The organism is Schaalia sp. lx-100 (assembly GCF_021083625.1).
In the GTDB taxonomy this organism is placed as follows: Bacteria; Actinomycetota; Actinomycetes; order Actinomycetales; family Actinomycetaceae; genus Pauljensenia.
Genome location: NZ_JAJNRP010000003.1, coordinates 105834 through 131621 on the forward strand (window position 1 = coordinate 105834; position 25788 = coordinate 131621).

General features: G+C 47.8%; 17 protein-coding genes and 1 other RNA gene. 13 read left to right on the forward strand and 5 right to left on the reverse strand.

From position 1 onward, the window contains the following. Positions 1-20: 20 nt before the first annotated feature. Both LRP54_RS03280 and LRP54_RS03285 read left to right on the forward strand, forming a co-directional pair. A complete protein-coding gene (locus tag LRP54_RS03280; RefSeq protein ID WP_231234943.1) occupies positions 21-3290 on the forward strand; it encodes a PD-(D/E)XK nuclease family protein in 3270 nt (1089 codons plus the stop codon). After that, positions 3287-7165: an ATP-dependent helicase gene (locus LRP54_RS03285; RefSeq protein WP_231234944.1), complete on the forward strand. Its 3879-nt coding sequence runs from the start codon at positions 3287-3289 to the stop codon at positions 7163-7165. Before LRP54_RS03280 ends, LRP54_RS03285 begins: the two co-directional genes overlap by 4 nt. A gap of 175 nt (positions 7166-7340) precedes the next feature. Here the strand turns inward: LRP54_RS03285 and LRP54_RS03290 are convergent, their stop codons facing one another. Then, the gene (locus LRP54_RS03290) at positions 7341-8606 is read right to left on the reverse strand and encodes a phosphotransferase (RefSeq protein ID WP_231234945.1); all 1266 of its coding nucleotides are present in this window, start codon (positions 8604-8606) and stop codon (positions 7341-7343) included. A gap of 187 nt (positions 8607-8793) precedes the next feature. On the opposite strand from LRP54_RS03290, the gene gdhA reads away from it, so the two are divergent. From gdhA to ffs, 6 genes are all read left to right on the forward strand, one after another. Next, positions 8794-10155, forward strand: coding sequence for an NADP-specific glutamate dehydrogenase (gene gdhA / locus LRP54_RS03295; RefSeq protein ID WP_231234946.1), 1362 nt, complete (start codon positions 8794-8796; stop codon positions 10153-10155). Positions 10156-10368: 213 nt separating this feature from the next. Beyond that, on the forward strand, positions 10369-11499 hold the full coding sequence (prfB, locus tag LRP54_RS03300; RefSeq protein ID WP_231204337.1) for a peptide chain release factor 2: 1131 nt from the start codon (positions 10369-10371) through the stop codon (positions 11497-11499). 230 nt (positions 11500-11729) lie between these two features. Next, a complete protein-coding gene (gene ftsE, locus LRP54_RS03305; protein ID WP_231234947.1) occupies positions 11730-12419 on the forward strand; it encodes a cell division ATP-binding protein FtsE in 690 nt (229 codons plus the stop codon). A gap of 4 nt (positions 12420-12423) precedes the next feature. Beyond that, complete coding sequence (ftsX, locus tag LRP54_RS03310; RefSeq protein WP_231204341.1) at positions 12424-13338, forward strand: permease-like cell division protein FtsX; 915 nt, start codon at positions 12424-12426, stop codon at positions 13336-13338. A 110-nt stretch (positions 13339-13448) separates the two neighbouring features. After that, positions 13449-13976 carry an SsrA-binding protein SmpB gene (gene smpB, locus LRP54_RS03315; RefSeq protein WP_231234948.1) on the forward strand — a complete coding sequence of 176 codons (528 nt, stop codon included), beginning with the start codon at positions 13449-13451 and terminating at the stop codon, positions 13974-13976. Positions 13977-14110: 134 nt separating this feature from the next. Beyond that, positions 14111-14206: signal recognition particle sRNA small type (gene ffs / locus LRP54_RS03320), an RNA gene on the forward strand. A gap of 20 nt (positions 14207-14226) precedes the next feature. On the opposite strand, the gene LRP54_RS03325 is transcribed toward ffs, so the two are convergent. The 3 genes from LRP54_RS03325 to LRP54_RS03335 are packed head-to-tail and all read right to left on the reverse strand — an operon-like array spanning position 14227 to position 17247. Beyond that, positions 14227-15900, reverse strand: coding sequence for an ATP-binding cassette domain-containing protein (locus LRP54_RS03325; RefSeq protein ID WP_231234949.1), 1674 nt, complete (start codon positions 15898-15900; stop codon positions 14227-14229). Continuing rightward, positions 15882-16637 (reverse strand): energy-coupling factor transporter transmembrane component T, encoded by a 756-nt coding sequence (locus LRP54_RS03330; RefSeq protein ID WP_231234950.1) that lies wholly within the window; start codon positions 16635-16637, stop codon positions 15882-15884. Before LRP54_RS03330 ends, LRP54_RS03325 begins: the two co-directional genes overlap by 19 nt. A gap of 7 nt (positions 16638-16644) precedes the next feature. After that, a complete protein-coding gene (locus tag LRP54_RS03335) occupies positions 16645-17247 on the reverse strand; it encodes an MptD family putative ECF transporter S component (protein ID WP_231234951.1) in 603 nt (200 codons plus the stop codon). 436 nt (positions 17248-17683) lie between these two features. Between LRP54_RS03335 and LRP54_RS03340 the strand changes: the two genes are divergently transcribed. From LRP54_RS03340 to LRP54_RS03360, 5 genes are all read left to right on the forward strand, one after another. Then, positions 17684-18217, forward strand: a complete 534-nt coding sequence (locus LRP54_RS03340; protein WP_231234952.1) for a flavodoxin domain-containing protein — start codon at positions 17684-17686, stop codon at positions 18215-18217. Between the two features lie 44 nt (positions 18218-18261). Then, positions 18262-21198 carry a DNA polymerase III subunit gamma and tau gene (locus tag LRP54_RS03345; protein WP_231234953.1) on the forward strand — a complete coding sequence of 979 codons (2937 nt, stop codon included), beginning with the start codon at positions 18262-18264 and terminating at the stop codon, positions 21196-21198. 106 nt (positions 21199-21304) lie between these two features. After that, a complete protein-coding gene (gene recR, locus LRP54_RS03350; RefSeq protein WP_231234954.1) occupies positions 21305-21901 on the forward strand; it encodes a recombination mediator RecR in 597 nt (198 codons plus the stop codon). A gap of 82 nt (positions 21902-21983) precedes the next feature. Then, positions 21984-22718: a response regulator transcription factor gene (locus tag LRP54_RS03355; RefSeq protein ID WP_231234955.1), complete on the forward strand. Its 735-nt coding sequence runs from the start codon at positions 21984-21986 to the stop codon at positions 22716-22718. Between the two features lie 124 nt (positions 22719-22842). Then, positions 22843-24570 (forward strand): sensor histidine kinase, encoded by a 1728-nt coding sequence (locus LRP54_RS03360; RefSeq protein WP_231234956.1) that lies wholly within the window; start codon positions 22843-22845, stop codon positions 24568-24570. A gap of 27 nt (positions 24571-24597) precedes the next feature. On the opposite strand, the gene LRP54_RS03365 is transcribed toward LRP54_RS03360, so the two are convergent. Beyond that, positions 24598-25578, reverse strand: a complete 981-nt coding sequence (locus LRP54_RS03365) for a 1,4-dihydroxy-2-naphthoyl-CoA synthase (RefSeq protein ID WP_231204363.1) — start codon at positions 25576-25578, stop codon at positions 24598-24600. Between the last annotated feature and the right edge of the window lie 210 nt (positions 25579-25788).

Genomic DNA, 25788 nt, shown 5'->3' on the forward strand with positions numbered 1-25788 from the left:
CCGTCTGAGAGTATGGAACTATGACAGAAACGCCGATACGTATTTACGCCGCTCGCAGTGAAGAATACGCATTGCCACAGCTGAATGAACAACAGCAATGTGTGCTTGAACGAGCAAAAACATCACATGTTGTTGTTCGTGGTGCTCCCGCGTCAGGTCGAACAACGTGCGCCATAGCACTCATTGAATCTATTTCTCGCGCGCAGGAAACATCAGAGTCACATGGAAGTGTCTCTGTTTCATCGAATTATTCGACAAATCCAGATACGGTGCTTCTTCTTGTGCCAGATCGTTTGCGAGCCACACATTTGACACCTCAGGTACAGACTTTGCTCCCTGATGCAGTTCGTCCTGTACGTACACCTGCTGCTTTGGCTTATCACATTGTGAATACTTGGCGTGTAGAGCGTAATGATCCTTTAGGGGACCTTGAACTGATGACAGGTGCTCGAACAGATCAACGTTTAGAGGAAATGCTTGCTCAGATTGATGCACCTTGGCCTTCTCACGTTACTCCCCAGTTACGGGAGCTACCGCATTTTCGTGCAGACTTACGAAACTTATTTGCGCGAGTAGGGGAAGCAGCACTCAGTCCGAAAGAACTGAATGACTTAGGACAAAAATACGGGTATGACGAATGGGTGGCGGCTGCTCGACTGTTGAAAGAATGGGAAGAATCTGACGGTTTTTCAGTACACACGCGCGGTGTGATGAACGCGGATGTATCACGTTTACAGCATATTGCGGGCATGCTTTTACGTCATTGGCATGAATGGGCTCCACAATATGGTGTATTCGCTGAGCCGCCTATTCCTGCTGTGATTGTTATTGACGATTTGCAGGACTGTACTCCCTCAACAGTGGAATTATTGTGTGCTGCGGCTTCTTTAGGAAGCAGAATCGTCGCTTTTTCTGACCCTGATGTGGCTATTGCGACTTATCGAGGTGGTGAGCCTCAATTAGATGGACGTCTTGCTCAAGCCTTAGGCGTTGACATAATGGAATTGGGGCCGGTTTATCTGGGTAATGCGCCTTTACGTGATCTTGTGCGTCGCGTGGTTAGCAGGATCGGACAATCAGGACCTTTTGGGCGGCGCATGGTTGAATGTGTGCAAGCAGATACACCTGAGGAAACCTGTGAATTACAGGAAAAAACTGATGATGAAGATTCAGGTATTTCTTTGCATATTCATGGGTCAGGGCCACAGTTAGGAGCCGCAATATCTCGACTTCTTCGCCAACATTATTTGCATGATGGTATCGCGTGGGGACAACAAGTTGTGATTGTAAAATCAACAGCTCAAGTTGAAGAATGGCACCGGTACTTACGGCGTGCAGGCATACCCATCAAAAATACGCGCCAAGCTTTTACTTTCTCTGCGGAGCCAGCCGCGCGCACGCTACTTGACGTGATTGTCAATGCTTATGGTGATGATGAAGAACAATGGGTGGAAGCTCTTTTAGATTCGCCGTTTATCGGAACTGACTCTTTAGATCTCAATAGGGCATTACGCTGGCTTAATCGTCAAATGAATATCAGCGAAATGACAGGTGATTGTGAACAAGAAAATCAGCATACGTACACGATTACTGACCTGGTTGGGAACCCGGATCTTTTATCCTCGACACTTGTGGATCCCGAAGTAGAATCCCCTTTCAGTGTCTTATCTGAGCAAATGACACGCGCGCACGCAGTGTGGAAGTTACGTGGAAAATTAGGGGATATGAACCCTAGCGCTGCTTTATGGAGCGTATGGGAGGCCACAGGGGTTGCACAGCAATGGCAAGAATACGCTTTACGTAATGACAGTGACAGCGTGTACTACGACGATCAGTTAGATGTTGTCCTTGCTTTATTTCGTGTGGCTGATACGTGGGAAAAACATTATCCGCATAGTTCTGCTGCCGATTTTGCTGAGCAAATTTTGATGCAAACACTTCCTGTTGACACATTGACGAATGTGGGTATTCGACCTGAGGGAGTCGAAGTGCTGACTCCGGCCCAATCGGTTGGTCGCCACTGGGAAGTTGTGTGCATATGTGGGCTGGAAGAAGGAACATGGCCTGATCTGCGTTTACGTAACCGCATACTTCACGCTGAACTCCTCGCGTATATTACTCAGGGCACTTATGATACAGCCGATGACGCACACGTACTTCATCAAGGACATGTGCATGTAGCTAGGCGTTCTCTCCTTGACGATGAAAGGCGACTTTTTGCGCTCGCTCTTTCACGAAGCACACACTTCATTCATTGTGGGGCAGTGCAACAAGAAAATTCTGCGCCTTCACAGTTTTTAGATGTCTTTACTTCCTCAGAATCTAAAGGAAACGAGGAAGAAGAAATAATGTGGGTTCAGCAAACGCCTCCGCCTTTGGATTTTACTGGACATGTCGGTCGATTACGTCACCGTGCTACACAAGAAACATCAAGTGTTGAACGTGAATATGCGACGCAGCTTCTGGGGGAACTTGCTTCTTGTCATTTGTGGCGTGCGGATCCGCAATATTGGACAGGAAGTGGAGGTGTGACAAGTGATGACCCGGTTTATACAGGTCATAAAATTCGTATTTCTCCGTCTAATTTTGAAAAAGCTCGACAGTGCAGTGCCAAATGGTTTTTAGAAAAATACGCTGCTGAACCGGCTATTGGGAGCGCTCAAGCACTTGGAACACTTATTCACGCAATCGCGCAGGAGAACCCCCACGGAACAGATGAGGAATTACAGTCAGCATTCGAAAAACGTGCAGGAGAACTTGAACTTGATGAGAATACTGGCTCAGGTCGTAAAGCAAAAATTCATGCAGAAAAAGTTGTTCAGGCTTTAGGGGAGTATCTTGCCACAGTTCCAGGAAAAGTAGACGTGGAAATACCCGTTGAACTTCCTTTAGGGAATGCTGTCATTAAAGGGAAAATTGACAGAATTGAATATGTTGATGAAGGCATAAGGATTACGGACTTAAAAACCGGTAAAGGTGGGAATAAAAGAAAACCTGCTGATGCTTCAGATAATCCTCAACTTGCTTTGTACCAGCTTGCTTTACGCGCTCAAGGGCATAACGTTACCAGCGCACGCTTGGTGTTTTTTGGTAATGAAGATGTGCGTTACGCGCATCAACTGGGCCTTGACGAAGAAACGACTCAGCAATGGGAAGAAGAAATACACGCGGTATCTGAGAGTATGCGTGGTCCTTACTATGCTGCAACACCTTCAGAGGAAAATTGTCGATACTGCTCTTATGCGCATATGTGTCCTGCAAATGATGAAGGAAAGAGGACGATCGAATGAACCACTCGATAGTTAATATGCCCGAGGCGCATCCTTTCACAGGAGATTCTTCTTTAACTGCTAAAAAGGTCCAGGCCCTTGCTACACCACAGGGAGAAAAATTTTACCCACCTACTTGTGAACAAGCCAAAGTCATTGAATCAGAAACGCTTCCTCTGCTCGTTGTTGCTGGTGCTGGAGCAGGGAAAACCACAACAATGTCTATGCGAGTGCTATGGCTTATTGCAAATAAAGGTTTCGCGCCAGAGAGTATTCTTGGTCTGACATTTTCGCGTAAATCTGCAGGTGAACTCGGGTATAAAATGCGCCAAGATTTGCAGAATTTTATTGCGAATACAGGATATTCCATTGAAGGCGAACCGATCGCTGCCACTTACAATTCTTTCGCACAAAATATTGTTCGAGAACACGGTATGCATATCCATCTGGACCCTGATTTGCAGCTTATCGGTAGTGCGCGAGCCTGCGAAATCATGACACATATTGTGGAGTCATGGCAGGATGATTTACCGGAGGACATGGCTCTATCGGTCATAGTGAATAAAACTCTGCAACTTTCAGGGCAAATAGCAGACCACAACCTCAGCGTTGAATCAGCAAGAAAAGAATTGGAATACCTCAACGATGATTTTGCTGAGATTTCACCAAAGCCTAGCGATCCTCTCAAAAAAATTCTGTCAGTCAATCGTGCGCGTCTACAGCTGCTTGATTTCGTTGAAGCATACGCCGCCTATAAACGCGAAGAAGGACTGATTGATTTTTCCGATCAGTTACTTCTTGCAACTCAAATTGTGCATAAAGCCCCTGAAGTAGTTCAATCATTACGCCAAGAATACCGCGCAGTACTCTTGGATGAATTTCAAGATACTTCAGTTGTACAGATGGAACTTTTATCCACAATTTTTCACGATCATCCTGTGACAGCTGTCGGGGACCCAAACCAGGCCATTTATGGGTGGCGTGGGGCTTCTGCATCCTCATTAGAATCTTTTCTTCACCGATTCCACACAGGTACCCCCCATATGAAAAGCCAATCTTTGACACTATCAACAGCTTGGCGTAACAGCAGGCAGATTCTCGTTGCAGCAAATGCGATTGCCCAGCCACTGCGCAATCACTCTACCTACGCAAAATCACCTATTTTGAATCCTCAACCTCAGGCAGAAAACGGCACTGTAACTCTGACATACCCGCTTGAACGTGAAAAACAAATACAAGACCTCGTTGATTTTGTGAAAAAAGTTCACCATCCTTTGCCTCCCTCAGATCGGCACGATAATCGACGGTGGACTTCAACAGCAATATTGTGTCGGCGTAGACGCGATATTCCTGAAATAGCTCGCGCACTTCGTGATGAAGGAATCTCCACCTATGTTTTCGGTTTAGGCGGTTTACTTTCTGAACCAGCAGTACGGGATGTGCGTGCAGCACTGGAGCTGAGCGCAGATGTAGGGGCTTCCCGATGGATTATGCGTTTGCTTGCTGCACGCGATATCGGCACATCAGATATTGCCGTATTACACGCCTATGCGCGTGAACTTGCTCGTCAGCGCGATCCTGAAGCTGAACATGTGAACGTATTCCTCTTGGACGCCATTGATAATGTTCCCCCCGTGGGATGGTGCAAAGATAGCCGTGGACCACGCTTTACTCAAGCAGCACATACGCGGGTACGCATACTCGGACAGCAATTAAGGAAAATACGTGAAGGTAATGGTCGTAGTCTCACTGAACAAGTAGAACGTGCCATCCGCATACTTGGAATGACAGAAGACCTCATTGCCGATCCCCTGCAAAATAATGGGCGTGAAGCCTTGGATGCTTTTGTTGACACAGCATTGAAATATGAAACAGAAGTACCTTATGCGCATATGCGTGGTTTCTTGTCATGGCTGGAAATAGCAGAAGAAGAAGAAAACGGCTTGGAAATGCCTTCGACTGTTCCCGAGGAGAAAGCCGTTCACATATTGACCGTGCATGCAGCAAAAGGGCTGGAATGGGATTCGGTGGCAGTAGCTTCCCTCGTGGATTCTTTATTTCCTGAGCATCGTTCAAGAACCTCTGTACCTTGGACTGATAATCCGCCAAAGAACAATGGGTGGCTGATGAAACATGAGGAACTTCCTGCCCCATTACGAGGCGACTACAAGGACTTACCTTCACTGTGCGAACATGAAGAAACAGAAAGCATGTCCGCATACTTCAGTGAAAAATTCCGTGAAGTACAAGCGAGTAATAGCAGAGCCACAGAATCATCTGTTTTTAAGCAGCACCTGGAATCTGAAGTATTACCAGCTTTTGGTGCCCACGCGGAACGTGAAGAACGGCGTTTAGCGTATGTTGCTTTTACACGGGCACGAACACATATGTTCCTAACAGGATCATGGATGGGTTATGGGAAACAACCACGTTATCCTTCCCGTTACCTTATGGAAGCTCAAGCAGAGTTACTGAGCGCATTTCGACAAAAACACGACGAAAGCTCACCGTGGATTGCGCAGATTACACAGCTACCCGTAAAAACGAATGAATACGATAACGACATACGTGAGGAAGCAACGAGTTTAGAAAATGCTGGCCCCTTACCCTCAGGAAATAACAGTGAGACCAGTACGCACAAGGGCACATGTGAAACATTACTGGCTGCAGCGCCTGAAAACATTCGCGCCGACTACGCGCAAGCATGTGAGCAACGCGAACACATTACTGTAGGTCTGACAAGCCAAGAACAACAAGAATCCTTAGATAGGCTCACACAACATGTAACCCACTATCCCAATGAGGATGACATCCGTGCAACAATGACTGAACCTCATATCAAACTTTTTCCACCAGAAGCAGGACGAAGCCGTCACGACACCGCTCAAGCTGCGCAACGAGTGTACGAACATATGGAGCGTACACATATACGGCAAGAAAAAGATCTTCTGATGACACTACGTTTGCGTGAAGAAAAACTTAAAGAAGCGTTACGAATGTCAAATGAACAAGAAATGCGTAGAGCCTTAATAGGAATAATTCCCCTACCAGCTAATGAAGGGCCTGTTATTAGTACGCATTCAGAAAATGAGGAGCAAACACTCCAGATAGAAAATGACTCTTTCATTCAGTATGTCAGCGAAAGTTTAGAACTGACACAAGATACGCGCGCATTACTTGAAGAACGGCAATATCAAGCTGAGCAAAGAAAACAGAACCTTCTTCCAATTCATCAGGTTGCGGCAACACGACTGTCCGCATTAACCACAGACCCTGAAAAATTTGCTCGAATGTTACGTAGACCGATCCCCACAGAACCAATATCGAGTGCGACTTTAGGAACTATTTTCCACAAATGGGTGGAAAAACAGTTAAGAGTATCAAGTGCGCTTTTATGGGATGAAGCTTTACCCGAAGCGGAATCTTTAAGTGAAAAAGAACGAGAAAAACTTGAACGCCTGCAAAAACATTGGAAAAAATTAGATATTTTAATAGACCGTAATCCGGTGGCTGTCGAAGAACCTTTTTCCATCGAAATTGCAGGTATATCAGTACACGGTCGAATGGATGCTGTCCTGCGGGATCGTAATGGTCATGACATGGTTATTGACTGGAAAACAGGACGACCTGTTGGGCCAAAAACCCCGCCTGAACATCTCATGGAATACGTCCTACAGCTACGCCTGTACCGTAAAGCATGGGCGAGACGCCAAAGAAAAACAGAAAAACAAGTGGAAGCCTGTATTGCATTCTTAGACGGTCCACGCGTGTTTTCTTTGCAAGAACTGGAACAATTCCTTGGCTCATATGCGCATACCAGCATTGAAGAAATGGTTTCCACAGTATTTGGTCAAAACACAAAAACAGGCACCTTCAAAGAAAACGACAATGAGTAGGACAACAGGCAGCACGCGCGCGCTCTACACATACACGCATAAGCACGGCTGCTTGTCCACCCTCGGCTTATCCAGTCCGTGCGCTCTACACATACGTAGGAAAGGGATGTTAGGTACCTTAACAAACGACGTATATGACGCAGGCGCATAACCTATCCGTTTATCTGTACGACCACTATGACCTGTTATCGGAAAGGAACTCAAGCCTGACAGTAGGCAGATCGTCACTATCAACTACATCATCACTATCCGATGCACTGCTATATGACTTACCCGAAGTTACAAAGAGCGCTTCGTTATCTGCGGAAATAGGAGAAATCTTATCTGTGTCAGAAAGTAAACGAGGATCAACGAAAGGAGCCGTATCTGCAGAATCATCAGGTAAATAAGTATCAACATCTTGCAAAAGATGAGCGCTCGAATGAATAACCTGATGTGCCTGCGGTTCCTGTGCCTGTGCAGACTCATCCGTTGCACTGGAAGGAACTAACGCAGTAGGGGAAGGACGACGATTCACTAGCTGCTCATCACCAAGATCATCAGCTAACTCACGTATCATCTTTTCTGCATCACGCTGAATATCACGATCTTCAGCATGAACACCGTGAACAAACCAGCGAACCAACGCCAATTCAGATACCAGCTGGGCGCGAGTAAATAAATGCAAATCAGGTGTTGACCGCTCCATAGCATACGCTTCACGGAAACGATCCAAGAAACCATCACTTGCTTGAGCGAGCACCCAGGCAATATCTGTAGCAGGATCGCCCACATGCGCCCCATGAAAACCAGATAAAGCAATAACAGAACCACGGTCCACGCTAATAGACCGTAACTGCAAATCCGCATGCAACGGCACAGTGGAAAAACGCCACAAAGACACATCCTCTAAAGCGGCTTCCCATCGGCTCCACAAATTTGACGGCAATAAAGTAGATTGAGCAGCCTCATCAAGAATCGCCACATGACGACGACGACATTCCTGCGCGTCATATACGGGCAAACCAGCACCCGTATACGCTAAAGCAGATAAATTGTGAAGGGAAGCTAACGCGCGTCCCAACGAAGCGGGCAGTAAATGCTCATCATCAAAATCAGATTCTTCAAGGAAACGCCCACCAAGATCTTTATGAACAAGGACTCGGTCCCCTTCAGGGGTCACCGTAGAACCCGCAGGACGCGGCACATCAAAAGAAATTTTACGGTAATCATAAGCCTGTCCCAGGCGATGAAGAACTGTGGACTGTGAATGTAAATCCAAGCCGCCAATAGTGTCATGAGGGCATGTAACAAGCCACTTATCACCGCGCGTATCAACAATGCCAGTCACAGAGACAACGTCATCACTATAAGAAGGAGGGCGAATAGCGACAACTTTCAGACCAGGGACAGCTACTGTGGCAAGTGCGGCTAATTCAAAAGGGCTCTTTGTGCGACTCACACATCCACCGTACCGCTCAACACATAAATAAATGAGCATCACGGCCGCGTAGTTGCAGATTAAGCGACAAAAAGACAGTACAAGGCAATGAAAGAAAATGCGTATTGATTTCGTCACTCATCGACAGATAAAGTCCGAATACTGGAAGGTAATATGAAGGCAAAATATTTTTTGTAAGAATTTTGATATGACTCATCTTCAGACTGATCGTATCCACCCGTCATTGCGCTCCCAATATCAAGCGGTCATTGACCGTAACCCCGACCAAGCAGAATTTCAGCAAGCTGTATTTGAAGTTTTCCTTTCCCTTGCGCCGCTCGTTGATCGCAAACCTGAATATCAAGAACTTGCCATCCTTGACCGGATCGTTGAACCAGAACGTCAAATCATGTTCCGAGTCCCATGGGCTGATGACTCAGGAAAAATACACGTAAACCGCGGTTTCCGCGTGGAATTTAATTCCGCGCTCGGCCCATATAAAGGCGGTTTGCGTTTCCATCCTTCTGTGAACCTTTCCATCATTAAATTCTTGGGTTTTGAACAGATTTTCAAGAACTCTTTAACAGGATTACCTATCGGTGGCGGCAAAGGTGGCTCTGATTTTGATCCGAAAGGCAAATCAGATGCGGAAATCATGCGTTTTTGCCAATCATTCATGACAGAACTTCAACGACATATCGGTCCTGACACAGACGTTCCTGCAGGCGACATCGGCGTAGGCGGCCGCGAAATCGGTTACCTTTTTGGACAATACAAACGAATCCGTAACCGCTTCGATGCTGGCGTTTTAACAGGTAAAGGCCTGACATGGGGTGGCTCCCAGGTGCGTACCGAAGCTACCGGATACGGACTTGTGTTCTTTGCGCAAGAAATGCTTGCAACCAAGGGACAAGTATTTGAAGGTAAAAAAGTAGTTGTTTCCGGTTCAGGTAACGTTGCTATTTACGCGATCGAAAAATTGCAGCAACTAGGTGCCACAGTGATCGCATGTTCAGATTCCTCAGGATACGTCGTTGATGAAGCAGGTATTGATCTTGCCCTGCTCAAAGAGGTCAAAGAAATTCGACGAGGCCGTATCTCAGACTATGCTGCTGAACGCTCCTCAGCTCGTTTTATCTCAGGCGGTTCAATCTGGGATGTTCCCTGTGACGTCGCTTTACCTTGCGCCACCCAAAATGAACTCCCTCTGGAAGCTGCTCGTAGCCTCGTCAAGAACGGAGTTGTTTTGGTTGCTGAGGGCGCGAATATGCCAACCACCCCAGAAGCCATCGATTTCTTGCAATCAGCGGGTGTGCTCTATGCCCCAGGTAAGGCATCAAATGCTGGTGGTGTTGCGACTTCCGCTTTGGAAATGCAACAGAATTCCGGTCGCACATCATGGACTTTCGATGTTGCTGAAGATCGTTTACATTCGATTATGGTGAATATTCACCGTAACTGTTTGGAAACGGCTGAAGAATACGGTGTTGCCGGCGATTATGTCGCAGGAGCAAACCTCGCTGGATATATCAAAGTCGCTGATGCGATGGTGGCACACGGACTTATCTGATAGTCAATAGCGCAACAAAGAGGGCAGGGCCATATGGGTCCTGTCCTCTTTGATATTGGAAAATAAACGCATAGGAAAACCGAGTAACACAAACAGCAGTATGAAGCGACTTTTACCGTCATAACCTTGAGAAAAGGTGTCATAATTCCAACAAAATAGCTCAGAACCTCATTAATGCTCATCTAGGCGGCATATATCGACTAGGCTGGCGACGTGGCAATTGAGTTTCCTGAAGAAATCCAGTCCCTACGTACAACGATGGGCAATATTCTCGCTGTTGTTCAGCCGGATAAAATGCGTGCGCGTATCGCTGAACTTTCTGATAAAGCAGCGGCACCTGACCTGTGGGACGACCCTGCGCAAGCACAAGAAGTAACATCAGCGCTCAGCCACACTCAAAGTGAACTTGATCGTGTTGTGGCGATGACCTCACGTATTGATGATCTGGAAGCCATGGTTGATATGGCCTCAGAAATCGCTTCAGAAGATACCGATGAAGCCCACGAAATCCTCACCGAAGCCGAAAACGACCTCCTAAAACTACGTGAGGACCTTTCTGATCTGGAAATTCGTACCCTTCTTGACGGTGAATATGACGAACGCAATGCTGTTGTCACTATTCGTTCAGGAGCAGGCGGTGTTGACGCGGCAGACTTTGCTGAAATATTGCTGCGCATGTACTTACGATGGGCTGAACGACACGGATACCCCACAAAAGTGATGGATACTTCCTACGCAGAAGAAGCCGGTCTGAAATCAGCAACTTTTGAAGTACAAGCCCCATATGCTTACGGAACTTTATCCGTTGAGGCTGGCACGCACCGCCTCGTCCGTATCAGTCCCTTCGACAATCAAGGACGCCGCCAAACATCATTTGCAGCGGTGGAAGTTATCCCCTTAATTGAATCAACCGATCACATTGAGATCCCTGAAAACGAGCTGAAAGTGGACGTTTTCCGCTCATCAGGTCCCGGCGGACAGTCAGTGAATACAACTGACTCAGCGGTGCGTATGACTCACATTCCTACGGGAATCGTTGTTTCGATGCAGGATGAAAAATCTCAGATCCAAAACCGTGCAGCCGCGCTCCGCGTATTGCAATCACGATTGCTGATGCGCCGCCATGAAGAAGAGCAAGCAATGAAAAAAGAGCTTGCTGGCGATGTGAAAGCATCATGGGGCGACCAAATGCGTTCCTACGTATTGCAGCCCTACCAGATGGTGAAAGACCTACGAACGGAACATGAGTCGGGGAATCCGCAAAATGTTTTCGATGGGGATATTGATGGTTTTATCAATGCTGGTATTCGCTGGCGTAAAAACCAAAACGATGAGGAAGCCTAAATAAGGTTTCTTCTGATGAGGGCGGGGCTATCTGCAATTGAGTGGCAGAGGCTTTCGCCCTTTCAATTACAGCGAGGCGGAAAAACTGAGCACCCATTGCGCTTGCCGCATGGAACACTATGTGACTTAATAGTGCGCGATATTGTTGGGAATAAAGCGTGTCTCCTGATGCAAGGAATTGATGTGGCCTTTAGGCTAGATGGGACCATGACCCCGACACGGATGGCGACATGATTCGTTTTGACGATGTTTCTATGGCGTACGCCAAAGGCGCGCGCCCAGCACTTGACCACGTTTCTTTAGAAGTAGAGCGTGGAGATTTTGTTTTCCTCGTTGGAAAATCAGGTTCCGGTAAATCAACTTTCCTGCAGCTTGTGATGCGTGAAATTCAAGCAACATCTGGTCATGTATGGGTTCTCGGGCAGGACGTAGGAGCATTATCACGCTGGTCCGTGCCTAAACTTCGCCGACAAGTAGGGACAGTATTCCAAGATTTCCGCTTGTTACCTTCGAAATCTGTGTACGAAAATGTCGCATTAGCTATGCAAGTAATCGGTAAATCACGGCGTGCAATTGAAGCAGCGGTGCCAGATGTCCTTGACTTGGTTGGGCTTAAAGGAAAAGAACACCGTCTGCCGCATGAACTTTCTGGCGGTGAAGAACAACGTGTCGCAATTGCGCGAGCAATGGTGAATCGCCCAGAGCTTTTACTAGCAGACGAGCCAACAGGTAACCTTGATCCAGACACTTCTTTAGGGATTATGCGCCTTTTGGATCGTATTAACCGAGCAGGTACCACTGTTGTTATGGCAACACACGATGCGGCGATCGTGAACCAAATGCGTAAACGTGTTCTGGAACTTGATAGCGGTCACGTGGTTCGTGACCAGTCACGTGGTGTGTACGGCGAAGGAAAGTAAACTGATGAAACTTCGTTTTATTCTGGCTGAGGTCGGTAAAGGACTTTCACGTAACCGCGCCATGAGTGTCGCAGTTGTTTTGGTGACTTTTGTTTCTTTGTTGTTCGTTGGCGTGGCGGGGCTTGCGCAAATGCAAGTGAGCCGAATGAAATCGCAGTGGTACGACAAAATTGAAGTGTCCATTTATATGTGTGCTTCCAATGATGAAATACCTGCATGTCAATCTACAGAAGCCACAGAGCAGCAAATTAGTGCTGTACGTAATCGTTTAGCCTCTGCTGATATCGCTCCTTTGGTGAAGGAAGTCTACGAAGAAACAAAAGAACAAGCTTTTGAGAATTTCACGCAGCTTTTTGGGGATACTTCAATTGGTCAGTGGACAACGGTAGATATGATGCCGGTATCTTTCCGTATCAAACTTGTCGATCCGGAAAAGTATTCTGTCCTTCAACAGGAATTTTCAGGTAAACCAGGCGTGGCCGTTGTGAAAGATCAACGTGAAATTGTTGAGCCCCTGTTCAAAGTGATCGACAATGCGAAACTGATGTCCTTAGGTCTTGCAGCAGTGATGATTGTTGCTGCGGTTCTGTTGATTACGACAACGATTCGTTTGTCCGCGATGAGTCGTGAGCGTGAAACGTCGATTATGCGTCTGGTAGGTGCCTCTAGCTTATTTATTCAAGCTCCATTTATGATCGAAGGGGCGCTTGCTGCTATCTGCGGTGCCTTACTCGCAGTGGGAGCCTTGTTCGCAGGTGTGCATTTACTTGTGAAAGGTTGGCTGGCTCAAGTATTTGAGTGGACAAGTTTTATTGGCGTGCGTGAAGTGTGGATTATGGCTCCGGTTCTTATTGGTGCCGCCGTGCTTTTAGCTCTTTTTGCCTCAATGGTGTCTTTGGCTAAATACACAAAGATCTGAGTGCAATCAGGGGAGCAGCGCCTAAGCTTTTATCTTCCGTCGGATATATGATGCGAGCGTATAGATACTGCGTGGTGCTACACGATGAAAAAAAGAGGAGGTGATGAACTGTGCCGAAAGAATGGAAAAAACCAAAAATGACAGAGGCTGAGCGCCGTAAAGCTGCTTCTGATGCGAAAAAGACAATTGCGCGTCATAAAAAAGCGCATCACGAGTACCTGATTGAGGACACGTGGGAAGCGGGGCTGGTCCTTTCAGGAACTGAAGTAAAAGCTTTACGTATGGGCCGCGCATCCTTGGTGGATTCATGGGTTGAAATCGCGCGAGGGGAAGCGTGGTTGTACGGTGCAAATATCCCAATGTATGCGCAAGGGTCGTGGAATAACCATGCGCCTACACGTAAACGTAAATTGTTGCTTCACCGTACACAAATCGTTGAATTAGTGCAGAAAGTTCAGGCAAAAGGCTACACAATTGTTCCTTTGGAACTGTACTTCATCATGGGACGCGTTAAAGTGGAAATTGCTTTGGCTAAAGGCAAACAAGAATTTGATAAACGCCATGCATTACGCGAAGCGCAAGATAAACGTGAAGCAGAGCGCGCGATGCGTCGCTATGTTCGTCAAGCGCGGCACTGATTGTCTTATATTTGCCAGTGTGTGCAGGACGTTCATCAGGCAATAGAAGGCGCTGCCCAGATTGTGGGCTATTTAGCTTGGCCGCTCATAGATACGCCCATTCGACGCAACGTGCCTAGGCGTGTACACTTCCTAGTGGTCCTCCGTGTGACGTTATCATCCGAACCTCCCCAGGGCTGGAAGGCAGCAAGGATAAGGGTGCGCTGACGGGTGCGCGGAGGATCTTTTCTTTTCTTAACCTTTGCTTCCCCTAGCTCAGCCACACAGTTTGTGATTCTTTAGGGGATATATCCTTCAGGGAACGTAAAAGCAAAACATGGTCTGCACATGCATCAATGAGTTCAGAATCATGCGTGATAACAATGACCGCATGGCCAGCTTGAGCCAGTTCTGTGAGTTGCTGTGCGACGCGCTGTAAATGACGAGCATCAATACCGGATGTTGGTTCATCCCATATGTGGATATGTGCGCGGCGTGCAAGTGCTGCCGCCATTGCGACACGTTGCATTTGTCCGCCTGAAAGCGATTGAGGGTGTCGTGTTTCGACATCTGTGAGCTGATAATGCGAAATAAGGTCCTCAATATCGCTTGCGCTGACGGAAGGGTCCTTACCTAAATGTATTTCTTCGGTGACGGATTGTGTGAAAAGCTGATGATGAACGTCTTGCATGACAACGGCGCTATGTTTTTGTCGTTCACGTGCGTTGAGGAAGCGCCCATTCCATTGGATTGTGCTTCTTTTTCCTGAAGGTTCGCGCAAGCCGCATAGAATACGCGCGAGTGTACTTTTACCTGCACCATTTGGTCCGATGAGAGCGCATACACGGCCGGCTGGAATATGAAGGGAGGGGATGCGAAGAACTTGCTGATGCTGGTAGGCGTGTTCGAGGTCTGTGAGTATGAGTGCTTCCGGAGAAACAGGGGATGTGGGGGAGAGGTCAAAAGCATGACTTGTAGGGCTGTTCGTAGCTGTAGGGCTGTTTTTCTGTAGCAGGACAGGGGCAGCCAAATCAGCGCGTGTTGCAGTATGAGAGCTGTGATTTTGAGTAGATAGGGTAAAGTCATCCCACTTGGAGGGCGGTTTCAGGGTGCGCAGTCCTAAAGAGTGGCGTATCTGATCTGGGAGGGCAAAAAATTCATTTCCGCTCCACCTGTGTGTGATTTTCCCACCGTCGATACGTAATACCTGGTCGACCAGTTCGCGGAGGAAATATACGCGGTGCTCAGCGATAAGGAGAGTGCGTTTGTCGTTACGTAATTTTTGTAGGAGCAAGCGCAGGTCCTCAATTGCTTCAGGTGAGAGATTGGAACTTGGTTCGTCGAAGATAATGATGGGTGTATGTGCGATATAGGCTTGCGTGCAAGCGACTTTTTGTAGTTCGCCTCCGGATAAATGTGTGAGTGGGCGATCTAATAGCGCACTTATTCCCATTTTTTCTGCACCAGCGCAGATCGCATGGTCAATATTTTCAGGCTTTTCTGCGTAGTTTTCTGCGCGAAAAGCAAGTTCGTCACGCACGTGGGTAGTAAAAAACTGTGTTCGTGGGTTTTGAAAGACTGTGGAGGTGAGTTCACCTGCCTGATTCAAAGAATCGTAGGGAAGTTCAGTGCCATTGACGCGGATTTTTCCGCTGAGTGTTCCGCTGTGAAAAAGTGGAATCATGCCGTTGATAAGTCGCAGTATGGTGGATTTTCCGCCTCCGCTTGGGCCGCAGAGCAGCGTGGTACTTCCTGGCGGGCAAGAGAAAGTAATATCGTGCAGGCCATGTTCATATGTTTGTGTGAGGGGTTGCGTGTTTTCTTTTGTTGCCCAAGGGGAAGCTGAGCCTGTGTGGGTGGGGTAAAGGAATGAGGCCTCGTGGATATGAATACTTCCGCGTGGATTTGTGGGGGTAGCTTCATATGTCATACGTTCAATTCCCATCCGTAGAAGTAAAAAATCACGAGGACGCAGAGGCCGCAGAGGATGTAGATGTCTCCAAGCGAGCATCGTAGAGTAATTCGGCTAGTATGTGGCCCTTTTCGTCCTAATCCGCGTAGCAGAGCGGAGGCGCTGAGTTCATCGGCCATACGTGTGGTGGAAGTCAGCAGAGGAACGAGGATGTATTCAGCTGTGCGTATGGGGTGACGCATTATTTTGTGAGGGCTGACATCTATTCCGCGTAGGCGCATTGCGTCGTGAATATTATGTAGTTCCACAGAAAGTGAGGGCAGGAATCGGAGCATGACAGCGAGGGGAATAATGAAAAACTGGGGGATTTTCAGTGCTGACAGTGCTGCAATGAGGTGGGCAACTTGTGTGGAAGAAATAAGGTACCACGCGGCTCCTGCGCATACGCTGAAACGTGTAAACCAAAAGCCTAATCCTGCTGTGAGGGTGGGGATCCAACCAACCCATAGGAGTGGCGCGCACATATAGACACCGGCCCATAGGAAGGTCCATGTGAACCAGATGCATACCTTACGTAGTGGTACGGCTGATGCAAGGAGAGGAAAAAGGAGTACAGCGCATACGAGTGCCAGCAAAAAGGGGCCTCGGCCCATGACAAGAGTATTTGTGAGCAGGAGTGCAAGAATTTTCGTTCGGGGATCTACACGAAATGATGTGGCGTTATGTGCTGTTTTTCCGTGGAAGAAGTGAATGTTATTAAAGAATGACACGTGAGGATCACAGGATGCCGGCGCGTGAAAAATGCTTATCCAATATGCGGGTGCCAACCCATGCGGCTCCGACAGCGACAATACAGAGCGCAATGTGGAATCCAATGAGGAACCACGGAGTAAAGAGGCTACGCATAAAGTCTGCGTATTCTGCTCCTTGGCGTCGTGTAATGCGTTGGAAGAAAGCGTCAGATCCAATGATGACGGGGATGAGCGGTGCGATTAGCCAGAATTGGAAGATACCGAAGGCAAGGCATGCGCGCCACCGTGAAGTGTAGTGACCAGAGTAAAGGATGAGATCGGCGATAAATCCGCATAGGGCAGCTACGATAACGGTTCCCCAGAATTGTCCGAGAAGGGCCATTGTGCCGCCGATAAGTGTGCCAAAAAGCGTCATAGCGAATACGCGGGGTGTTTTCACCATGAAAAGGATAACGACGGTGGCATTGATAAGTGTGCCAATAAGGATGCCGACTAGGTGTAGTGCTGGGCTGACGAAACTGACGAGTGAGCTGAGGAAAAGTATGAAGAAATAGATTGCGCCGAAAATGCCGATGTTGATGAGTGCGCGTGGAGTGAGGGCGTGGCCTGTGGGGGTTGAGGTGGTCATTGGGGGTCCTTATGAGCGGAGGAGAAGTAAGAAAGAAAACCGAAAGGTTTGTGACAACTTGAACTAAGAATGTCATATTATTTACTGCGACACGCCATTTTGAACTGTTGTGACGTGAATGTCAGGAAAATGTTGTTTCCCATCATGTCTTTCGTGGCGTAGAAACGGCATGAATGTGGAGGTAGAAAAAGGACTTTCATGACAGTCATGTATCGAATTTCAGGGAGTCAGGAAAGCCCACAATAGGTAAAGACGAGAAAAGAAAAATGTGCCTCCCGAACAGAAAATACTGAGAAGTATAGGTTTATTCGCTGTCGTAGCACGATATGACAACTTGTCATCAGATAGGTGATGACAATGGCGTACCGTTGAGAAGGACGAGTTTTCATCTACGTATTAATTTCCCCACAGAACAAAAGACCGCGCAGGAGGAATCGTGAAAGTTCTCGCTCTCCATTCCAGTCGTTTCGGGCATACCACTCGAATTGTGTGCGCAATGACGCGAATCCTTGAACGTGAAGGGCATGAAGTTCTTATACGACCGGTACATGCTATGCGATCCCTCCCTGAGGACATAGACGCAGTTCTTGTCGGAGCTTCCGTACGATATGGTTTCTATTCGCCACGCCTCAAAAAATGGACACGACGCCACGCGCATCGCTTGAATAAAATGCCAACAGCCTTTGTTGGAATCAGCTTATCGTCAGAAAACCCTGATAAATCTGAACCAGACACAAATGTGTATTCACGTAAATTCCTTGCTTCCACACCGTGGGAACCGACACTGCTCTGCCTTTTCGGTGGGGAAATTGACTTTGATTTATATAGTGGAGTTGACGCATTTGTTATGGATAAAATACTTGCCCACACCGGTAAACCACATGGCCCCGGTGTGAAAAAGGTCTACACCGATTGGCAGGCTGTCGATGATTTTGCAGGTCAATTTGCCTCTTTAATAAAAAACATCTGATGGTCAAGGACGCAAATGTGGGTCCGGGGCTTTAGGGTTGATATGTGAGCACAGCCCTTTACCGTCGTTATCGCCCTGACACTTTCGCGCAAGTGATCGGACAAACACATGTCACCGATCCTTTACGTGCCGCTTTACGAGCGAACCGCGTAACCCATGCCTACCTTTTTTCAGGCCCACGAGGTTGTGGAAAAACCACATCTGCACGTATCTTGGCCAGATGTCTGAACTGTTTTCACGGACCTACGGACACCCCGTGCGGTCAATGTGACTCATGCCGTGAACTTGCGACAGGAGGACCAGGGTCTTTAGATGTCGTTGAAATTGACGCGGCATCCCACGGTGGTGTTGACGATGCGCGCGATTTACGAGAACGTGCCACATTTGCTCCCGTACGTGATCGCTACAAAATCTTCATTGTTGACGAAGCGCATATGGTGACACCGCAAGGTTTCAACGCTCTACTTAAACTGGTGGAAGAACCCCCAGAACATGTGAAATTTGTTTTCGCAACGACAGAACCAGAACGTGTTCTGGGCACTATTCGTTCGCGCACACACCACTATCCATTCCGTTTAGTACCCCCAGATGTTCTTGCCCCATATGTTGAACAGCTATGCAATGACGAACACATCACCATGGATTCTGGGGTGATCCCACTGGTAATACGTGCGGGTGGAGGATCGGTACGCGACACTTTATCGGTCTTAGATCAGCTGATGGCTGGAGCAATTGATGAATCCGTGTCATACGGAACAGCTGTAGCTTTGTTAGGGTACACAGATCAAGCGCTTCTCGACCATAGCATTGATGCGCTCGCCGGTGGTGATGGGGCAGCAGCGTATCGTGTCATTGAGCGCATGGTGGAATCAGGTCAAGATCCACGTCGATTTGTTGAGGACTTTTTGCGGCGTTTACGTGATTTGCTGATTATTTCTGTGGCAGGCGAGGGGGCTAAGCAAGTCCTTTCAGATATACCGCAGGATCAGCTGGAACGCATGTATGTGCAAGCCCGTAATTGGGGACCACGTCAGCTTTCACGTGCTGCTGATTTAACGGATGAAGCCTTACGAGCAATGACGGGTGCGACATCACCTCGCCTCCAATTAGAGCTGTTGATCGGTCGTATTTTGGTTCCTACGGAAAGCTGGGCGCAAGGTAAACGCACAGCTTATTTGGCAGACCTTGAGGAATCCTCGGTGCCAGGCATTGTTGGTTTAAGCGGCGGAGGAGCACCCACTCCTGAACAATCAGAAGCCCCCTCGCGCGAAACATATGAATCTGAGGTTCCGCGTCGCTTTGGTGCTCGTGAAGCACGTGAGGCATATGCGCGTAAACGTCAAGAAGCACAAGCTACTTCAGGTAAATCGCTCCAAACGGCAACTACTCACGGTGCTACCAGTGAACATAATGCTGAATTTTCGGCGCAATCGCCCAAAGCAACAATGAATATTCCTCACAGTGGTGGACTGGAATCAGGAAATACTCGCCCCGAAATGCCTGATGCGCCAACGCAGCAATCTTCATGGCCGCAAGACACGGTGCCGCGTGTTCCTGGATATCACGTTGAAGATATAAGACCTGAGGGGGCACAAGCGGATACGTTAGAAAATGGTGACCGCTTCACTAGGACTGTATCTGCCTCACCCGATAAAGAAAAGGAAAACAACGAACAGAGCAAAAAAACTGAAGATACATTCCCTGTTGCCTTTGCTCATCCTGATACTTCAACGGAACAAAGGCCGATCATCCCTGCTGAGGGTGCAGATTTGCATAAAGAAGCAGATGTTATCCGAGGGCGATGGAGTGAGATTGTTGACCGCTTAGCATCAACCAGCCGTGTGGTATGGTCCTTACTTCACCAATACGGGCAGCTGGGCGCTGTAGATGGAAATACCGTGGTCATTCTGTTGCCCACCGCAGGGCATGTCTCGCACTTTACTCACGGTGGACGTGGAAATATCGTCGCCCAAGCAATCCACGCAGTTACAGGTATACATGTTGAGGTTCGTGCTGAAATAGGACAAGTAGGGGGTGGGCGACCCGTGACGGCTGCTTCTGCAGTTGTCAATATGCCACTGCGTGAATCTGATTCACTCCCTGATGAACCACCCGTATATCGGGAAACGGAAGCAGCCCCTGCTTCTGAATCAGTGTGGCCGCAAGCAGCAATCCCCCCCACCTCTTTCCCGGCTTCTTCTGAGGAAAATACGCGAGGAATGACTGACGAGGCCAATGCCTCACCTACACAAGAAAACCATAGTCACACTTTCCCTGAAGATTATCGTGATACGTACTCTGTTGAGGGAGAAAATTCGCTGACAAGAGAGGAATCTTTTCATGAATCTGCGCTGGTAGAGCCGACAAACGCAGACTCAACACAATACGCCGATTACCGTCCTGGACCCGCTGAAGCTGAATGGGAGCCTTTGCCTGTAAAAAATATTCCTCCAGAAAGCCAAAAAAATGATCTGTCACACTCACCTGCATATCAACAAAACCCCACAGAAAGCACAAAATCCATTGATGCTTCCATAGGAATAAGCACTACTGGAGTAGAAAAAGAGGAAGGAAATATCGGTCCTTCTGCCCATGACGCAGGGCCATTTACCCCAGCAGATCCACCGCATATGCAATCTGTACCTGTGATAAATGGTTGGAGTGAAACGGTGGCTGTGCCCGGGGGAGAAGTCACATACAGTAATGAGGATCCTTTTGCATCCGAAGGTAAAGCGGCGGAATCTTTCGGATATGGAGCTTTTTCTTACAGGCATCCTCAAAGAAAACATCATGAATCCGCATCATCAGAAATGACTGTGACACAGGAAAATCAGCCTGCTGCGCACCCAGCTCGTGTAAGTGCAGCAGATGATGAATCAGCGAGTATTGACGATATTGACGCGGAAAACACAGGAAAAATTGGTTTAGCAGCAGTTTTTGATGTGCTGGGCGGGACAGTAATTGACACGAAAAACACATAAACCCACCTCTTACGCTCCAAAGAAAAGCTGACATCAACGCGTAGTATTCCTATGTTTGATCGATTCGTCATCATTTCCGGTATTTAGCTGAAAGAAAGAAACACCCATGTATGAAGGTGCTTTACAAAGCCTCGTTGATCAACTGGGACACCTTCCCGGAGTTGGCCCAAAATCAGCTCAACGTATGGCTTTGTATCTTTTAGAAGCAGAACCTGATGAAGTATCAATGCTTGTGGAAGCCATTAACGCAGTTCGTACTCGTGTTCATCATTGTGAAATATGCGCGAATCTGACAGAAGAAAATACCTGTGCTATTTGTCGTGACATACGTCGTGACCCCACGATGATTTGCGTGGTCCAAGAGCCAAAAGACATACAGGCAATTGAAGCAGCCCGAGTATTCCGAGGTCGTTATCACGTACTGGGCGGCGCAATTGATCCGATGAGGGGGATCGGCCCAGAACAATTACGCATACGTGAACTGCTCACACGGCTTCAAGACGGGCAAGTAACTGAAATTATTTTGGCAACGAATCCGAATATTGAAGGCGAAGCCACAGCCTCTTACCTTGCGCGCACCTTAGCGACTATTGGCGTGACAACATCACGACTTGCTATGGGATTACCAGTGGGAGGCGACCTAGAATACGCCGATGCTGTGACACTCGGGCGAGCACTTGAAGGCCGCAGACACATCGACTAAAAACTCGAAGAAACACAACTTCTTCAGTTTCACAGGAAAATCATAGTTTTTCAGGTGTCCTTTTTTAGTGCGACCTGACAAAATGACGAATGTGACTTCCAATCAATCTTCATTTACGCGACCCGATGGTAGCCCCATCCGTATCCTTGTTGTTGATGATGAAACTGTGCTTGCTGAACTTTTAAGTGCAGCATTGCGGCACCAAGGATGGATGACGCGCACCGCAGCTAATGGTTGGGAAGCCTTAGAAAGCACAGATGAATACCAACCGGATGTTGTTGTCCTTGACGTTCAAATGCCAGGGTTGGATGGAATGGCCACGCTGGAACGCCTTCGCAAAAAACATCCACATATCCCTGTTCTTTTCCTTACAGCACGTGACGCTGTTGCTGATCGTATAGCGGGTCTACGTGCAGGTGCGGATGATTATGTGACAAAACCTTTCGATTTGGACGAAGTAATTGCCCGCATTGATGCGCTTTTACGTCGAGCTGGCATGGCCAGCACCACAGTAAGCCACATACTCACAGTGGGTGACCTTGTTCTGGACGAAGATTCACACGATGTGACACGCGCAGGACAATCCATTCTTTTAACAAATACAGAATTTGAGCTCTTACGATATTTCATGGAAAATCCAAATATTGTGCTTTCAAAATCTCAGATTCTTGACCGTGTGTGGTCATATGATTTTGGTGGGCAAGCAAATGTTGTGGAACTGTACGTGTCTTACTTACGTAAAAAAATTGATCGTGACCGTGAACCAATGATCCACACATTACGCGGAGCAGGTTACATGTTGCGTCCACCAGCCTAGAGCAAGTAGCCATGTGTATTCGCTTTCATGAATGTTCCTCAGAGTCCTGCTTACAGAAAATGCCTCTGAACTGTCTATATGAAAACCTTTCCGCTTGGAAAAAAGGGGTGTGAAAGTGATGAATATGAAAACAACAAGACGTGCTATACGCCGATGGGCTTTATCAACACGCCTATCTATATTTATGGCCTTAATTGTTGCTGTGTCGCTTGCTTTAATGACAGGTGCTGCCAGCTATGCCATGCGCACTTGGATGGTGCATGAACTGGACATGTCAGTGCGAGAAGACTTAACGCATGTCAAAAATCTTATTGAAAATGAAGGTGTGATCCCTGCTGTGAAAGCAGCGGAAAATATTGGTCGCTCATTTGACGCCTCTGACAAGGAAAGCCAGCAAACAGAAAAACACGGTGAAGAATCTGCTCCACTTGAGCAATCGGGGGACTTAGCACACTCGGGGCAATCTGAGAGTTTACCGCTTCCTCCTTCAGGTTTGGAAGGTCCAGGATCACATGACGGTCAACTGCAACTCATATCGACAAGCCAAGGCATATACACCGGTCTTGTGCGAGGATTTCGAGTACTTACCCTGAAACAACCTGAAATTGATGTCCTCACGCATGTGCCAACAACAGGACAGTATCGCACGGTATATGTAGGACCACACGGATACTTTCGTGTAGCTGCCATAGAAACCTCGGATGGCACGCGCATTGTTGTTGGACAATCGCTGGATCATGTGTACGGACTGACGCGCACATTGTTGCTGATTGCATGCGCGTGCGCATGTGTGATTGCAGGTGTAGCTGCCTTGCTGGGACGCCGCTGGGTGCTCCGTGAAATGAAACCCCTCGGAGCAGTTGCCCAAATAGCGCGTCAAATAAGCCATAAAGATTTAAGTGCGACACAGACAATAGAACCTTTTGAACGGGTGGAACCTACTGCGATCGTTAAAGGAACAGAAGTAGGGGACGTGAGCCAAGCGTTAAACGCCATGATTGACAATGTGGAACATGCTTTCCAAGCTCGCACCGAATCTGAGCAACGTTTACGTCAGTTCGTAGCGGATGCGTCACATGAATTACGTACCCCTTTAGCCTCAATTCAGGGATACACCCAGCTTTTGCAACGAAACTCCATTGATACTTCAACAGCCTTAACTCGTATTGGCGCAGAATCAGCACGTATGTCTGACCTTGTGGAGGACCTACTATTACTGGCACGCCTTGATGCAGGACGGGAACTGAATACGGAACCTGTCAATATCATTCTTCTTGCCATTGACGCCCTGACAGATGCTCACGCAGCAAGTCCACAGCACCAATGGAATCTAAATATTCCTCAAGGTGCGCAAGCTGAACACTGCTACGTGCGCGGTGATGAAGCCGCTTTACGGCAGGTATTTGCGAATCTGTTGAGCAACGCGCGTGTACACACTCCGGCAGGAACAATTGTGGATTTATCAATCCAACCGGAGGAAGCTCAAGGAACAACATATTTCACGAATACACCTGTCGATTCTGACGCGCATGAACAATCCGCAGACAAAGGGGAAGAAAACCTTGTGATTACTGTGCGTGATAACGGCCCAGGTATTCCTCAACACTTACGCGATACGGTATTTGATCGTTTTGTTCGTGCTGATACATCCCGCACACGCGCCACTGGAAAAGGCTCATCTGGATTAGGTCTTTCCATTGTGAGCTCAATCGTAGAAGCCTTAGGTGGGAAAGTAATTTTAAGCACCGTCTGCGAGGGAGAAGAACCTATCGCAGATATGACACATGGGACGATATATACGGTTGTTTTACCGCGTATGAACTATGAGGAAACCGCAGAGCAGCCCTCATGAAAAACCCTTATTGTTGTCAGCAATAGCTCAGTAATAGTACGGATACTGCGACCAATCCGGCGTGCGATGTTCAAGGAAAGCATCACGTCCTTCTTGAGCCTCATGCGTCATATACGCCATACGTGTCGCTTCTCCTGCGAACACTTGCTGGCCGGCTAAACCATCATCAGCGAGATTGAAAGCAAATTTCAGCATCCGTATTGCTTGTGGTGACTTTGTTGCGATGATACGTGCCCACTCTAAAGCCGTATTTTCCAGCTCGCAATGCGTAACAGCACGGTTGATGGCACCCCACTTTTCTGCGGTATCAGCATCATAACGTTCAGCAAGGAAAAATATTTCACGTGCTCTGCGGTCCCCCACTTGACGTGCAAGAAGCGCAGAACCATAACCTGCATCAAAAGAACCAACATTCGCATCAGTTTGCATAAAAGCCGCATGCTCACGTGAAGCAACCGACAAATCACACACCACATGAAGTGAATGGCCGCCACCAGCAGCCCAACCAGGAACAGCCGCAATCACCACTTTCGGCATAGTCCGAATAAGTCTTTGTACCTCAAGGATATGTAAGCGTCCAGCACGCGCAGGATCAACATTTTCACGCCGCGTACCAGTATCAGCATTCGCATCTGAGCCTTCGATTTCATAACGGTACCCGTCACGCCCACGAATCCTTTGATCGCCACCAGAACAAAAAGCGTACCCACCATCACGCGGCGACGGACCATTACCTGTCAAAATAACAGCAGCCACATCAGAACTCATCCGCGCGTGATCTAAACACCGGTATAGTTCATCAACGGTATGAGGGCGGAAAGCATTACGAATCTCCGGTCGATCAAAAGCTATCCGAACAACAGGTAAATCCTTACCCGCAGGTTTTCCATCAAGCTCATAGCCACGTGAAATGCCACGATGATACGTGACATCTGACAGAGTAAATCCGCTGACCTCACGCCAGCGTGTGGGATCGAAAGTATCAGAAACACAATCTAAAGCACTCATGATCTCTAGCTTAGGTGCCACAAGCTGCACGTGTGGAATTCATAAGGCTTTGCTCCCAAGGAACGAGGGAAAACGACGCGCTCAACCCACGCCAGCAGTTCTTCAAAACTTTGCCCCCCCAAGGGATGAGGAAAAGGCAAGCAATATCAAGCAATATGAGCAATGATAGGCGGTTTCAGCCTCAATTAAATTATGCTGAAATACACGTAC

Bases quoted from the DNA above. Each gene is read 5' to 3' on its own strand.
- LRP54_RS03280 (WP_231234943.1), top strand. From the start codon at position 21: ATGACAGAAACGCCGATACGTATTTACGCCGCTCGCAGTGAAGAATAC.
- LRP54_RS03285 (WP_231234944.1), top strand. From the start codon at position 3,287: ATGAACCACTCGATAGTTAATATGCCCGAGGCGCATCCTTTCACAGGA.
- gdhA (WP_231234946.1), top strand. From the start codon at position 8,794: ATGACTCATCTTCAGACTGATCGTATCCACCCGTCATTGCGCTCCCAA.
- ftsE (WP_231234947.1), top strand. From the start codon at position 11,730: ATGATTCGTTTTGACGATGTTTCTATGGCGTACGCCAAAGGCGCGCGC.
- ftsX (WP_231204341.1), top strand. From the start codon at position 12,424: ATGAAACTTCGTTTTATTCTGGCTGAGGTCGGTAAAGGACTTTCACGT.
- LRP54_RS03325 (WP_231234949.1), bottom strand. From the start codon at position 15,900: ATGGGAATTGAACGTATGACATATGAAGCTACCCCCACAAATCCACGC.
- LRP54_RS03335 (WP_231234951.1), bottom strand. From the start codon at position 17,247: ATGACCACCTCAACCCCCACAGGCCACGCCCTCACTCCACGCGCACTC.
- recR (WP_231234954.1), top strand. From the start codon at position 21,305: ATGTATGAAGGTGCTTTACAAAGCCTCGTTGATCAACTGGGACACCTT.
- LRP54_RS03355 (WP_231234955.1), top strand. From the start codon at position 21,984: ATGACGAATGTGACTTCCAATCAATCTTCATTTACGCGACCCGATGGT.
- LRP54_RS03360 (WP_231234956.1), top strand. From the start codon at position 22,843: ATGAAAACAACAAGACGTGCTATACGCCGATGGGCTTTATCAACACGC.
- LRP54_RS03365 (WP_231204363.1), bottom strand. From the start codon at position 25,578: ATGAGTGCTTTAGATTGTGTTTCTGATACTTTCGATCCCACACGCTGG.